The 12,940-nt window shown below is 60.9% G+C and carries 13 protein-coding genes; 9 read left to right on the top strand and 4 right to left on the bottom strand.

The genetic code is table 11. The annotated features are described in order from the left end of the window. The first annotated feature begins 18 nt into the window (after positions 1-18). A complete protein-coding gene (locus G453_RS0111290; protein WP_027191161.1) occupies positions 19-357 on the top strand; it encodes a hypothetical protein in 339 nt (112 codons plus the stop codon). 121 nt (positions 358-478) lie between these two features. After that, a complete protein-coding gene (locus tag G453_RS0111285; protein WP_027191160.1) occupies positions 479-1,138 on the top strand; it encodes a trimeric intracellular cation channel family protein in 660 nt (219 codons plus the stop codon). Positions 1,139-1,152: 14 nt separating this feature from the next. Here G453_RS0111285 and G453_RS0111280 read toward each other — a convergent pair whose 3' ends face one another. Further along, positions 1,153-1,971, bottom strand: a complete 819-nt coding sequence (locus tag G453_RS0111280; protein ID WP_043645451.1) for a sugar phosphate isomerase/epimerase family protein — start codon at positions 1,969-1,971, stop codon at positions 1,153-1,155. Between the two features lie 75 nt (positions 1,972-2,046). On the opposite strand from G453_RS0111280, the gene trxC reads away from it, so the two are divergent. The 4 genes from trxC (at position 2,047) to G453_RS0111260 (ending at position 4,184) form a co-directional block, all read left to right on the top strand. Further along, positions 2,047-2,484 carry a thioredoxin TrxC gene (gene trxC / locus G453_RS0111275; protein WP_027191158.1) on the top strand — a complete coding sequence of 146 codons (438 nt, stop codon included), beginning with the start codon at positions 2,047-2,049 and terminating at the stop codon, positions 2,482-2,484. A 335-nt stretch (positions 2,485-2,819) separates the two neighbouring features. Further along, positions 2,820-3,212, top strand: a complete 393-nt coding sequence (locus G453_RS0111270) for an outer membrane protein assembly factor BamE (protein ID WP_235731742.1) — start codon at positions 2,820-2,822, stop codon at positions 3,210-3,212. A 10-nt stretch (positions 3,213-3,222) separates the two neighbouring features. Further along, positions 3,223-3,756: a hypothetical protein gene (locus tag G453_RS0111265; RefSeq protein ID WP_027191156.1), complete on the top strand. Its 534-nt coding sequence runs from the start codon at positions 3,223-3,225 to the stop codon at positions 3,754-3,756. Further along, positions 3,753-4,184, top strand: a complete 432-nt coding sequence (locus G453_RS0111260) for a hypothetical protein (RefSeq protein ID WP_027191155.1) — start codon at positions 3,753-3,755, stop codon at positions 4,182-4,184. Before G453_RS0111265 ends, G453_RS0111260 begins: the two co-directional genes overlap by 4 nt. Before the next feature lie 171 nt (positions 4,185-4,355). Here G453_RS0111260 and G453_RS0111255 read toward each other — a convergent pair whose 3' ends face one another. Next, complete coding sequence (locus G453_RS0111255; RefSeq protein ID WP_027191154.1) at positions 4,356-7,022, bottom strand: valine--tRNA ligase; 2,667 nt, start codon at positions 7,020-7,022, stop codon at positions 4,356-4,358. Between the two features lie 196 nt (positions 7,023-7,218). On the opposite strand from G453_RS0111255, the gene G453_RS23570 reads away from it, so the two are divergent. Genes G453_RS23570 through G453_RS0111240 form a run of 3 tightly spaced genes read left to right on the top strand, consistent with a single transcriptional unit; the run spans position 7,219 to position 9,712 of the window. After that, positions 7,219-8,493 (top strand): BPL-N domain-containing protein, encoded by a 1,275-nt coding sequence (locus G453_RS23570; protein ID WP_043645449.1) that lies wholly within the window; start codon positions 7,219-7,221, stop codon positions 8,491-8,493. Next, positions 8,481-9,296, top strand: a complete 816-nt coding sequence (locus tag G453_RS0111245) for an alpha/beta hydrolase (RefSeq protein WP_027191153.1) — start codon at positions 8,481-8,483, stop codon at positions 9,294-9,296. The genes G453_RS23570 and G453_RS0111245 overlap by 13 nt, the downstream gene beginning before the upstream one ends. A 44-nt stretch (positions 9,297-9,340) precedes the next feature. Next, positions 9,341-9,712, top strand: a complete 372-nt coding sequence (locus G453_RS0111240) for a hypothetical protein (protein ID WP_027191152.1) — start codon at positions 9,341-9,343, stop codon at positions 9,710-9,712. Between the two features lie 920 nt (positions 9,713-10,632). Here the strand turns inward: G453_RS0111240 and G453_RS0111235 are convergent. Continuing rightward, on the bottom strand, positions 10,633-12,183 hold the full coding sequence (locus G453_RS0111235; protein ID WP_169725319.1) for a hypothetical protein: 1,551 nt from the start codon (positions 12,181-12,183) through the stop codon (positions 10,633-10,635). Next, entirely contained in the window at positions 12,180-12,896 is a 717-nt protein-coding gene (locus tag G453_RS27200) for a methyltransferase (RefSeq protein WP_169725318.1), read from the bottom strand. Before G453_RS27200 ends, G453_RS0111235 begins: the two co-directional genes overlap by 4 nt. Positions 12,897-12,940 lie beyond the last annotated feature (44 nt).

Genomic DNA, 12,940 nt, shown 5'->3' with positions numbered 1-12,940 from the left:
CCCCTTTGGAGGCGGAAAATGGCCGAAGAAATCACTATTGAACTGAAAAAGCCCCTGGACAAGATGACCGCGAAGGAACTTCGCGACCTCATCATCAACCAGCTCCCCATGATTCAGGGCGCATCCGGCATGGACAAGGACGCGCTGGTCGCGGCCATCAAGGAAGTCCTGGGCATCACCGACGAGAAGGGCGCTCCGAACCCCTACAAGGCCCAGATCCTGAACATCAAGGCCCAGATCAAGGAAATGCGCGTCAAGAAGGCCGCCGAGGGCACCACCCGCAAGGAAAAAGACATCCTGCGCCGCAAGGTGAACCGCCTGAAGAAGCGCTCGCGCAACCTGGCCAAGACCGCCTAAGTCTCGCGACGAAAAAGACCGCAGTCTCGACCGCCCGGCCGGATTTCCCGGCCGGGCTTTTTGCGTCGCCGCCAGAGCATCCACCCTTTTACAGTCGCCGTATTCGGTGTATCTCCGCCCTATGGACGCCCAACCCTTCCAGTTGCCGCTCTTCGTGGACCTTGCGGCCGTGTTCCTCATGGCCATCACCGGGGCCATCGAGGCCATCCGCCGCGAGTTCGACATCATCGGCCTGTTCGTGCTGGCCCTGGCCACGGGCGTGGGCGGGGCGCTCATACGCGACGGGGTGTTCCTGCAGAACGGGATATCCCCAATTCTCCTGGACGACCGCTACCTGATGGCCGTGGCCGCTGCCGCCGTGGCCGGGCTGATATTCGGCACCAGGGCGGTGCTCTCCACGCGCCTGATCGCCTGGGTGGACGCCCTGGCCCTGGGAGCCTACGCGGTGGTCGGCGTGGAAAAGACCCTGGCCCTGGGCCTGGGGTTCGTCCCCGCCGTGGTGGTGGGCGTGGTGAACGCCTGCGGCGGCGGCGTGCTGCGAGACATCTTCATCGGCGAGCGGCCCATGGTGTTCCGCCCAGGCCAGTTCTACGCCTTTGCGGCCCTGGTGGGCTGCCTTATCTACGTGCCGCTGCGCACGCACACCGACCTCCCTCCGCTGGCCGTGGCCATGGGCTCCATCGCGGTCACTTTCGGGCTGCGCGTTTTGGCCATCAGCCTGAACTGGAGCACCGTTCCCATCGGCGAGAAGGGCATCCTGCGCAAACGTCCGCGCCGCTGAGGCGTCTGGATGCTTTACGGCGCGACCACCCGAAGCGGGGCGAACCAGCGGGGGTGCTGGCGCACGAAGTCCATGGCTGCGTGGAAAGCCTCGTCCGAGTGCGGCTCGAAGGTGACCGACGGCGTCAGGCCGCGCTGCTCCAGCCCCTCGAAGAAGGCCTGCCAGGGAATATCCCCCTGACCCAACCCCTTGTGCTGGTCGAAGCTGCCGTCGTTGTCGTGCAGGTGCAGGTGGCTTAAGAGCGGCGCGAAGTCGTCAAGCCACGCGTCCAGGTTGCACAGCCTGCATCCCTCGGAGAAGCTGTACCAGTGGCCGATGTCCAGGCACAGGCCCGCGCGCTCGCCGTGGACCTCGCGCAGCGCGCCCACCACGCCGGACACCGTGGCCGGGTCCGGCTCGAAGGTGTTCTCCAGGTACAGCGGCGGATGCTCCGGCCAGCCGGACAGCACCGAGCTCCAGGTGTCCACGGCCCGTTCGCGCCAGAGCGGGTAGGTGTTCATGTACAGCAGGTGGTCGTACTTCACGTGGCCGATCATGTGGGCCGGGGCGTAGATGCGGGCCACGTCCAGGGCGCGCGCCAAGCGCTCACGGCAGGCCTCGCGCACCAGATTGTCGGCGCTGCCGGGCTGGAGGTCGAAGAACGGCAGATGCAGGGACGGCGTCAGCCCCTCGCCGCGCAGGCGCTCGGCCATGTCCCGGTGCCAGGAGTCGTCCACCATGTCCATCAGCACCGGGTCCAGGCCCAGCTCCGGGTTCACGCCGCGCGCAAGGAAGCGGTCCAACACCGTGGAATCCTTGCGGACAGCCCTCAGGTTCAAGTTCACGAAAAACATGTGCGCTCCTGTCGACAATCGTGGAAAATTCACTATTATGGTGTCTTCACTGTGAATACAACCAGGGAGCATCCCATGTCAGAATCCCGCAAGGTCACCTGCCCGCATTGCCACACGCGCAACCGGGTCATTCCAGGCAAGGAAACCCAGGCCACCTGCGGCAAGTGCCGCGAGAGCCTGTTTCCAGGCAAACCCGTCGAACTGACCCAGGACACCTTCGGCAAGCACGTCATGGACACCGACGTGCCCCTGCTGGTGGACTTCTGGGCGCCCTGGTGCGGTCCCTGCCGCGCCATGGCCAACGATTTCGAGAAGGCGGCCCAGCGCCTGGAGCCGGACATCCGCGCCGCCAAGGTGAACACCGAGGCCGAGCAGCTGCTGGCCGCGCAGTTCAACATCAAGAGCATCCCCACGCTGATCCTGTTCAAGAACGGCAAGGCCGTGGACTCAATCTCCGGGGCCATGGACGCCAACAACCTGGAGAGCTGGGCCAGATCGCGGGCCATGTACTGATCCGCCGGGGAACGTGAACGCTCGGGCCGGGAAGAGGAGACTCTTCCCGGCCTTTTTGCGTTCTGGAGGTGGTTGTTTCGGATGGTTTCTCAAAGTCAGTTTTTCCGCTCTGCTCGCTCGGCGCAAGGAATGGCCGGATAATAGACGGTGTCATGAAAATATTTTTTTGGCTTTCGTCGCCCAGGCAGAATATTTGATTTGCAATATTATGGGCGCACGGGTCGGGTGCGTGTTTCCCTACATTGTTGGACGAGTCTCATGAATGGATTGACAGTATTCGTGTGCTCTGAGTATTTTTGTAAAAAATATTGGGGTGTTGTATGAGAATGACGTTGATGTGCTGTGCGATAGTCTCCTTGTTGTCCCTCATGGGGTGTTCAGCCTCCAGCCACAAGGCCGCAGTCCAGAACGACACCACCGACCGCATATCGGTGGGCACCGTCCAGAGAGAGATCCGTGTCGGCATGAGTTCCGCAGACGTCGTCGCCGCGCTTGGCTCTCCCAACATGGTCACCACCGACGACCAGCGTCGCGAGGTGTGGGTTTACGACAAGATTTCGACCGAAGTCAGCTATTCCGCCAGCAGCGGCTACGGAACGCTGCTTCTGGTGGGCGGCACAGTCGGCTCGGGGGCGGCTTCGCGTTCGCAACGCACCCTGACCGTGGTCGTCAAGTTCGACAATGAGCAGAAAGTGCGCGACTTCGCCTATCGCCAGTCCAGCTTCTAGCGGGTGCAGCATGCTGAAGAAGTGTTCTGCCATTGTGCTGTTAGTGGCGATGCTATCCGGCTGCGTGGCCACCAAGGTCCCCAAGCAGGCATTGGTTCTGTCCCAGGAGGATCTTTCGAACAAGCAACTCCAGACCAAGATATTCGATACGTCTGACGAAAAGATGGTGCTCGCCGCTTCGGCTGGCTTGCTGCAGGATCTCGGGTTCAACCTCGATGAAAGCTGCACGGATCTCGGGCTGGTCACCTCCTCGAAGAACCGCACGGCGGTCGATTCGGGCCAGGTGGCAGGGGCCATCGCGATGGCCATCCTGTTCGGGGTCGTTGTGCCCATCGACAAGGAGCAGAAGATTCGGGCATCCCTCGTCACCAGACCGGTCGGCGAGAAAAGCGAGCGCGTGGCGGTCCGGTTGACGGTTCAACGCGTGATCTGGAACGATCAGAACGCCGTGACCAAGGCGGAAACGGTCAACGATCCGCAAATCTATCAGGAATTCTTCAACAAGCTGGCTCAGTCCATCTTTCTGGAGGCGCACGACATATGAAACTGAGCCGTTCTCTCGCACTCCTTCTCGGCATCGTGATGCTGGCGTCCATGTTCGGATGCCAGACCGCATCCAGAAACCAGGTCATGGCCGTGTCCGCTACGCAGGTGGAATTGCGCAACTACCAAAGCCGCAGGTTCGAGACCGAGAACAAGGAGAAAACCCTCCGCACGGTCATCTCCACGCTCCAGGATCTCGGCTTCATCATCGACAAGGCCGACATGGTGCTCGGTTCCGTCAGCGGCACAAAGCTCGGCGGGTACAGCCTGCGCATGACCGTCACGGTCCGCCCCAAGGCCCAGAACCAGATGGTCGTGCGCGCCAATGCCCAGTACAACCTCACGGCGGTGGAAGATCCCGAGCCGTACCAGCAGTTCTTCGCATCCCTGGAGAAATCGATGTTCCTCCAGGCGCACATGGACGAATGACGGCGATCATGAACTGAGAAGCCTTGCCGGGTATTTCCGCCCTTGCCCATGCCTTGAGGAAGTTGGCTCCGCCACCGGAGCAGGCTGCTTTCCGATTCAAAACAGAAGCCCGGCCCCCTCGCGGGGACCGGGCTTCTACGTATCTGTTAGTCCGGCGCTCGCACCGTCAGGCTATCCCTTCAGGCTCTCGATGCGGGCCTTCAGCTCTTCCAGCTTCTCCACCTTGCCGCGCAGCATCTCGTCCTTCTCGCGCTCCTTGGCCACCACCTCGGCGGGGGCCTTGGCCGTGAAGTCCTCGTTGGCCAGCTTGCGGCCCACGATCTCGGCTTCCTTGGAGGTCTTGGCCAGCTCCTTATTGAGGCGCGCCAACTCCGCGTCGAAGTCCACGGCTCCGGCCAGGGGCACGAACACCGCGTTGCCGCCGGCAGCCGCGCTGGCCGAGGCCTTGGGCGCGGTGACGTCGGGGCCTGCGGTGAAGCCGGACAGGCGCGCCATCTGCACGATCATGCGCTCGTTGGCGCGCAGCGTGGCCAGGTCGGCGGCGTCGCCGGTGCGCACCATGCACTCGAGCTTCGCTGCCGGGCTTATGGACAGCTCGGAGCGGATGTTGCGCACGCTGACCACGATCTCCTGCAGGAGCGTCATCTGGGCCACGGCCTCGGGCTTGACGTGCTGGGGACGCGCTTCGGGGTAGAGCACCTTGGAGAGGTCTTTTTGCTCATGCTCGGGCTGCTCGTGGCCGGGCAGGTGGCTCCAGATCTCCTGGGTGACGAAGGGCATGATGGGGTGCATGAGGGTCAGAAACTCGGACAGGACGGTCCACAGGCACTTCTGGGCTGTGGCCTTGGCGTCCTCGTCCTCGCCGTTCAGGTCGGCCTTGGCCATCTCCAGGTACCAGTCGCAGAACTCCAGCCACAGGAAGGAGTAAAGCCCCTGGGCGGCCTCGTTGAAGTGGTAGCCCTCGATGGCCTTGGCCGTGGACTGCTTCATCTCTTCCAGACGGTGCAGAATCCAGGCGTGGTGCAGGGGCAGCTCGCCGTCCAGGGACGCGGCGGGGATGGTCTCGGGCAGGTTCATCATGCTGAACCGGGCCGCGTTCCACAGCTTGTTGACGAAGTGGCGGTAGCCCTCGATGCGGTCCTCGGAGAGCTTGATGTCGCGCCCCATGGCCGCGAAGGCGGTGAGGGTGAAGCGCAGGGCGTCGGTGCCGAACTTGTCGATCATCACCAGGGGGTCGATGACGTTGCCCGTGGACTTGGACATCTTCTTGCCCTCGGCGTCGCGCACCAGGGCGTGGATGTACACGTGCTTGAAGGGGACCTCGTCCATGAAGTGCAGGCCCATCATCATCATGCGGGCCACCCAGAAGAACAGGATGTCGAAGCCCGTCACCAGCACCGAGGTGGGGTAGAAGGCCTTGAGCTCCTTGGTGCTGTCCGGCCAGCCCAACGTGGAGAAGGGCCACAGGGCCGAGGAGAACCAGGTGTCCAGCACGTCGGGGTCGCGCTGGAGCGCGCCGCCGCAGGGGCAGGCGTCCGGGTCCTGGCGGCTGACGATCAGCTTGCCGCAGGCCTCGCAGGTCCAGGCCGGGATGCGGTGCCCCCACCAGATCTGGCGGGAGATGCACCAGTCACGGATGTTGTCCAGCCAGTGGTAGTAGGTGGTGGTCCACTGCTCGGGGATGATCTGGGTCTTGCCGGTCTCCACGGCGGCGCGGGCCACCTCGGCCAGGGGGCCGGCCTTCACGAACCACTGGGGCGACACGTGCGGCTCCACCACGGTCTTGCAACGGTAGCACTCGCCCACGGAGTGGTCGTGCTCTTCCACCTGCACCAGGAACCCGGCGGTCTTCAAGTCCTCCACCACGCGTTTGCGGCAGGCTTCGCGCGAGAGGCCCTGGTAGGCAGGCCCGGCGGCCTCGTTCATGTTGCCTTCGCCGTCCATCACCTTGATGACTTCCAGGTTGTGGCGGCGTCCCAGGTCGAAGTCGTTCATGTCGTGGGCGGGGGTGACTTTCAGCGCGCCGGTGCCGAACTCGCGGTCCACGTAGGCGTCGGCGATCACCGGGATTGTCCGGTCAGTGAGCGGTAACTTGACGAATTTTCCGATGTAATCCTGGTACTTTTCGTCTTCCGGGTGCACCGCCACGGCAGAGTCGCCCAGCATGGTTTCGGGCCGCGTGGTGGCCACCACCAACTCTCCCGAGCCGTCTGCCAGGGGGTAGCGGATCTGGTAGAGCGCGCCCTTCTTGGGGCTGTGCTCCACTTCCAGGTCAGCCAGCGCCGTCTGGCAGCGGGGGCACCAGTTGATGATGTAGTCACCCTTGTAGATGAGGCCCTCTTCGTACAGGCGCACGAAAACCTCGCGCACCGCCTTGGAGAGGCCCTCGTCCATGGTGAAGCGCTCGCGGGTCCAGTCAACGCTGGCCCCCATGCGCCTGATCTGGTTCAGTATGCGCCCGCCGTAATCCTTGCGCCATTCCCATACGCGCTCAACGAACTTCTCGCGGCCCATTTCGTGACGCGAGGAACCCTCGGCAGCCAGGGCGCGCTCAACCACGTTCTGTGTGGCGATGCCTGCGTGATCGGTGCCGGGAACCCACAGGACCTTGCGGCCCTGCTGGCGCATGTGGCGGCAGAGGATGTCCTGCACGGTCAGGTTCAGGGCATGGCCCATGTGCAGGGCCCCGGTGACGTTGGGCGGCGGGATGACTATGGAAAACGGCTCGCCCGGCGCGTCCGGGTCGGCGGTTCCCGCTCCGGTCTCGGCCCAGAAAGTAAGCCAGCGGGCTTCGACCTCTTCAGGTTCGTAGCCCTTGGCCAGTGTGGTCTCGGACATGGATGTCACTCCTTAGCGAACGCGGGCGCAATAGCGTTTTTTGCGGCGATTGTCACCCGGGCCGCAGTGGGGCGGTCCGCGTCTGCGGCACCCACACGGCAAGCACCCTGGAAGAACATCCGGAAATGGCCCGAGGATCGAGCTTCCAGGCGGCGCGGACGGTTGTCAGTGGCGAAGGGATGAGGCACAAGGGGCCATGGTTTTCATCCTGCTGGACGAGGCTCACCTGTGGGGCGTGCTGCTCATCCGCGCCCTGAGTGCGTGGGGGATGCCAGCCCGCATCGTGCGCGCTCATGAGCTGGCCAGGGGACTCCTGGAGGCCGCGCCTCCCGCTGCTTTGGTGACGCCCGGCGGCTTCGCCAGCCGCAAGGCGGCCTGCCTGGGGCACACGGGCCTGGACGCCATCCGGGCCTACGTGCACAGTGGCGGCTCGTACCTGGGGATCTGCGGCGGCGCAGGCCTTGGGCTCACGGTTCCCGGCGGGCTTGGGCTTTGCCCCTGGACGCGCGCTCCCTTCGAGCATCGTTTGCAGCATTTCGCCAGCGGCAACGTGTCGCTTGTGCCCATGGACGGCCCGTTCACGCCTTCGGGCATGGCCGTGGACCAGCGCCCCCTGGCTCCGGTGTGGTGGCCTGCGGCGTTTCGCCCCCAGGGCGGCGACGTGCAGGTGGTAGCCGCCTACGGCCAGCCCGGCCCCGGCTTCATGATGGCCGACATCCCCCTGTCCATGGTGCCTGTGCAGGCCCTGGACGACTGGGAGGCCATGTACGGCGTGCGCCTGGCCCCTGCCTTCTCCGAGGGCGACCCGTGCATCGTGGCCGGACGTTTCGGGCAGGGGCGCTACGTGTTGTCGCACGCCCACCTGGAGACGCCGGGCGCGACAGAGGCCAATCTCTGGCTCGCGCACATTTTGGGCGAGCTGACCGGCGCTAGCGTGGCTTTCGGCGAAGCGCCGGCCTGGGTGATCGGCCATGGAAATACGGCGGAGCCCGTCTGGGACGACCCGGCCCTGAAGCGTGCCATGGACCTGATGCTTGGCGCGGTGGACCTGGGGATCTCCCACGGCCTGCTCAGCTGGCGCGAGCCCTGGCTCCTGGGGTGGCGTCAGGGCTTGCCCGGGGCGCAGCTCTCGGGCATCCTGGCCATGCTGGACCAGACCCTGCGCCTTGAGCCCTCACGGGAATGCCTGAAATTTTTCGAGCGCCGCAGGCAGGAGTTCAGCCGCACCATGGAGCTTCTGGCCACGGGCCTCTCCGGCTATCTGCTGGCGGAGCGCCTGGCCCTGACGCTGTCGCGCGTGGACCCGGAGGCCGTGCCGGAGCGAGGCCTGCGTGAAGCCCGCCTGAACCTGTTCGGCCCGCCACCCGGCGCGGGGGGAAGCGCCGGCGGGCTGTGCGGCCGGGTTCTCGGGGTGTTGGAAGAGTGCATCGCGCTGACCGGAAAAGAGGGGATATCCGCATGGCAGTGTTGAAACTGGTCGTTGGATTTCTGGCCTTGCTGTGGATCGCGGCGGTCGCGTACCTGTACCTCGCGCAGGATTCCATCCTCTACCAGCCGCGCCCCGTGGACGCCATGCAGGAGACCACGCTCATGCAGGACGTGCCCGGCCTGGAGGTCTTCCTGGTGCCCACCAGGGACGGGCAGTCCCTGTCCGGCTGGTACCTGCCCAGGAGGCTTGGGCGGGGCATAGCGCCCGCGTTGGTGTACTTCGGCGGCAACGCCGAGGACGCGACGGACTTCATGAAGCAGGCCAAGAACTACCCGGACGTGTCCATCGTCGCCGTGAACTACAGGGGCTTCGGGCGCTCCACGGGCACGCCGGGCGAGCAGGCCCTGAAGGACGACGCGCTGGCCGTGTACGATCAGGCTGTGGCTGAAACGGGCCGCGCGGCCTTCGTCATGGGGCGCAGCCTGGGGTCAGGCATGGCCGTGCACGTGGCCGCGAACCGGGAAGTGCTCGGCGCGGTGTTGATCACTCCGTACGACTCCATCCTGGCCGTGGCCAAGGAGCATTATCATTTCCTGCCCGTGACCTGGCTGCTGCGCGACCACTACGACTCCCTGCCCGACGCGGCCAAGGCGCTGGCCCCGGCCCTGGTGATCGCCGCCAACCTGGACGGTACGGTCTCCCCGGAGCGGGCGCGCGCCCTGCACGACGCCTGGAAAGGCCCCAAGCGGTTCCTGAACGTGCCAGGCGCCGGACATAACGACATCACCCAGTATCCATCATATCACGGGGCCACGGTGAACTTCCTCAAAGAGCATCTGAAGTAGGGCGCCTGCGGCTGTCCGCTTCATGAAAAATGGAGAATACGACCATGAAATCGCGTTTCCCGGCCATCAGGTTCGCTGCGGCGACCGCAATCGTCCTCGGCCTGTGCCTCATGCAGGCCGCGCCTTCGCCGGCTCAGTCCACCAGCGCGAGCGGGCAGACCCAGACCCAGAACCAGGTGACGCAGCAGAACCTGCCCCCAGCGTCCACCTGTTTCAACTGCGACTGCAACACCCAGGACTTCGCCTGCCGGACCGCCTGCACCGCCATCACCGACTTCACGCGCCGCCAGCAGTGCGAGGCGGCCTGCGGCCAGACCCAGGCCGACTGCCTGTCCCGGGCTCAGCGGTTGCAGCGCGCCCAGGACGAACAGCGCAACCTGACCCAGCAGAGCACAGCCAGCGGGCGTACGAACTAGACCAAAATTTCAAGGGCCTCATCGCATAGGGGGCAAGGTGGCGGGTGCCACGCTGCAGGCGGATGATCTGCGTAGAAACCGTCAAGAACGAATGTCGTACACGTTGTTCTTCCGGAGATCATGCGGAGCAATGTGCTGTTGCGAGTTTCTTTCTGTGCAACGCATATGAAGAATAGTCAGAATTCAGCAAGTCCTGGGCACGGTGCGTCGTCATAAGAAACCCCGCTTCGCACGGGGTAGGGGGGATTCGAATTTGTAGAGACTGACGACGGTATTTGCAGCGATGAGATCAGCAAATTTAGAAGTGTTTCAGTTTAATGTTCAGATCAACAATTGATTTGTGGCTGAGAAAGAACAGGCCTGCAAAACGGGTGAAAGACAATCCTTCCTTGATGGGCTCAATTCACAAGAAACGAAATAGGATAGTCCTGGTTGAACCAAAGCTGACCGGATCCGTGTAGAATGAACTTTAAATAAACTACATGTGAGTCTGGAGAAAAAGTAAATTCACTTCTTGCGTCGATAAATCCTTTCTTGTCATCGTCCGGTGATCCTGTATGCATATATACAGGGTGGAAACTTGTTTTATCAGTAGACCATCCCGCAGTTATCATGTTTCCGTCGCCGATGTGCCTAACTAGTGGAACGAGGGCAACTCGAATAGAATGCATCGTCGTTGTTGATTCAAGTTTAAAGATGAATGTGGCCGTTTGACTTGATTCGTGTTTGGTGAGCGAAAATGCGTTGTACGAGGCGGAGACGTATGATCCCGTAATGTCATCCAGTGTTAGGGTAAGGCCCTCTTGCAAGACAGCTTTGTCGGTAGGGACAGAGTACTTGATAAGGCGTCCTTGGAGTGGCGTACAAATCTTGGTCGCGCCAACGTTGGCGCTCACGGTATAGGAATCGTAGAGGTTCCATTAGAATGAGGGCGCCACAAAGGATGATCCTACGACGACGGCGTCATATTTCCTGTTTCTGATGTCCTCATATAATTGTGATTCGTTTCCTTTCCACAGTTTCGACTGTTCAAAAAAGGAGAGGTCAAATCCGTCGAAAAAGGTGAGCTTGACCCGATCTGCGAGCTTCAGCAGGGTAGAGCCTGCTTCGGAATTGATAAGTACATTGCGATAGCCTGCTGTTTCTATCATGCCGGGAAGTCTCTCGACGGTTTCGTTTTGTATCTTGTGGAGGTCAAACTGGTGTGCGAGAGTGCTGTAGCTTGGCGTTGTCGCGAATAAGAGAATGAGTATCGGTGCTGCATGCAGAGTCCAGCGTTTGTATTTAATGCGTAACTCGCCAAGATAGCAGCCAACTCTGGTGTACATTAAAGCAGTGATTCCCCAGTAGTAATTGTCTGCGGCGCCCCAGTGCATCAATAGCCGGATGACAAAAGGTATGTGAACAAGGATCATCCAGTTTAGCGGATGAAATTTCTTGCGGATGACATCGTGAAGGATGATGGCGAATGTGATGAGCAGTATGCCCATATTTGTTACTGCGAATTGGATCGCTCTTGGTTCGGCGTTTGGCCACGTCGAGATGAGTGGGTTTTTCGCCATGGCAAGGGGATACAGGAGTACATGGGTCAGAAATCCTCCATCTGAGGAGTACTGAACGGCAGCAAATAATGCAGCGCAGATCACTCCGGACAAGAACAAAAGCGCGAGGCATTTTCTCCAAGAAGACCAAGAAATAATACAGGCAGACACGCATCCAATCAGGATTGCCGCCACCTGCTGTTTGATGAATACGCTCGCGCCAAGTAAGGCGGCGGCTGCGTACTGCCATTTGCTGTCTTGTTTCTTGTTGAAAAATAGATATGCGCCGGAGAGTGCAAAAGCCCAGGCCAGGAGATCAGACCTGACATGCACGGCGGAGTTTATCATTACGGGGTTTGATAGGTATCCGATAACAGCAAGAGCGCCTGTCACTGCTGTTCGCGACTCCCCGTATATCCAGAGTGCCATGATAGAGCATATAACTAGGAGTGATAGTCCGTTTACGACAAGTGCAGAAAGATACGTGTTGTTCAAGATTAAGTCGACTGCTGCAGAAAGCAGGTAGTATCCTGGAGTATAAATACTGACTAAATACTGGTATTTGTTGTTTTGAGGGTAGATGTTGATCCCATTTTTAAAAAGCCAGATCTTTACAACTTGGGCTCCGTCCGTCAACAGGTTCTGGCATTCCTTGTAGTTAATGTTGATTAGGCTCGTTACAACGTATGTGGTGGAGGCAACAAAAAGCACACCAGCCAGTGCAAGTAGCCCAATGGAAAGCCATTCTTGTGTATTTCGAAGTTTGTTGGACCGTATTTTGAAAAATGCAAAAGACACTGTGGATAGGCAGATCAGGCCGACATTGGCTCCAAGAAATAAATGTGACGCGGACCAGTAATAGAAAAAAGCTGCAAAAGCACAGCATGCGGCAATGGATGACAATTGGAGGACGATACGGATCGGGTTCACGATTCGTTGTCCCGTGTTGATTTATGCGCAGCGCAGTGTTTATCCCGTATTCCTCGGACATAATACTGTCCGCCGAGAGGAACCCATCCGAGCAAGGGTTCAAGAATGGCGAGGCAGGACAAGACGGGAGGGAAGAATGTGGTGTAGCCGTGTGCTGAGAGGGTGAAACGCCTGCGGACCAGTGCGAGTGACTCCGCCAAAGGGAGCAGGACCGCGTTTCGATCCAGTGGACAGTTCTTTACGACACGTCTGACCAGCGGATTGTAGGGGTTGTGTTCGAACACGATAATCGAGCCTCCAGGGCTCACCATTTCGTAGATCGTGTCCAGCACCTGGTTTCGCTCTCCCGGAGCCACATGGTGGAAGACGTTGGGGACAACTACAGCATCAAAACCTCCCTTGATCGGAGGCTCTTCTGATAGTGAGAAGAAATGGACATCGGGATTGTGGGTGCGAGCAATCGAGAGCGATTCCAGCGAAAGATCACATCCTGCCACAATCGCACGTGGGAACGTCAGCCGCAATTGAGCCACGGTGCTGCCGATGCCGCATCCGAATTCAAGTATGGACCCGACACTGTCACCCATCATTCTCCGCACAAGACGTGACTTCGCCCGTGCATAATAGTCAAGGTCTTTGCCAAGATATCCAAGACTCTGCTTACGTATCTCGTCGTAATTGGCGGCAAATTCGTCGAATTCCGGGCGACTCATCTGGGTGTACCTTGTAGTGGGATGCGGCCTGGGCGGGTCGTAGG

Source organism: Fundidesulfovibrio putealis DSM 16056 (assembly GCF_000429325.1).
GTDB lineage: Bacteria > Desulfobacterota > Desulfovibrionia > Desulfovibrionales > Desulfovibrionaceae > Fundidesulfovibrio > Fundidesulfovibrio putealis.
This window is presented reverse-complemented; position numbering and strand designations above follow the sequence as displayed.

Excerpts from the sequence above, each read along its gene's own strand:
- G453_RS27200 (WP_169725318.1), bottom strand. The coding sequence starts at position 12,896 with ATGAGTCGCCCGGAATTCGACGAATTTGCCGCCAATTACGACGAGATA.
- trxC (WP_027191158.1), top strand. The coding sequence starts at position 2,047 with ATGTCAGAATCCCGCAAGGTCACCTGCCCGCATTGCCACACGCGCAAC.
- G453_RS0111290 (WP_027191161.1), top strand. The coding sequence starts at position 19 with ATGGCCGAAGAAATCACTATTGAACTGAAAAAGCCCCTGGACAAGATG.
- G453_RS23570 (WP_043645449.1), top strand. The coding sequence starts at position 7,219 with ATGGTTTTCATCCTGCTGGACGAGGCTCACCTGTGGGGCGTGCTGCTC.
- G453_RS0111245 (WP_027191153.1), top strand. The coding sequence starts at position 8,481 with ATGGCAGTGTTGAAACTGGTCGTTGGATTTCTGGCCTTGCTGTGGATC.
- G453_RS0111255 (WP_027191154.1), bottom strand. The coding sequence starts at position 7,022 with ATGTCCGAGACCACACTGGCCAAGGGCTACGAACCTGAAGAGGTCGAA.
- G453_RS0111240 (WP_027191152.1), top strand. The coding sequence starts at position 9,341 with ATGAAATCGCGTTTCCCGGCCATCAGGTTCGCTGCGGCGACCGCAATC.
- G453_RS0111270 (WP_235731742.1), top strand. The coding sequence starts at position 2,820 with ATGTGCTGTGCGATAGTCTCCTTGTTGTCCCTCATGGGGTGTTCAGCC.
- G453_RS0111265 (WP_027191156.1), top strand. The coding sequence starts at position 3,223 with ATGCTGAAGAAGTGTTCTGCCATTGTGCTGTTAGTGGCGATGCTATCC.
- G453_RS0111260 (WP_027191155.1), top strand. The coding sequence starts at position 3,753 with ATGAAACTGAGCCGTTCTCTCGCACTCCTTCTCGGCATCGTGATGCTG.
- G453_RS0111285 (WP_027191160.1), top strand. The coding sequence starts at position 479 with ATGGACGCCCAACCCTTCCAGTTGCCGCTCTTCGTGGACCTTGCGGCC.
- G453_RS0111280 (WP_043645451.1), bottom strand. The coding sequence starts at position 1,971 with ATGTTTTTCGTGAACTTGAACCTGAGGGCTGTCCGCAAGGATTCCACG.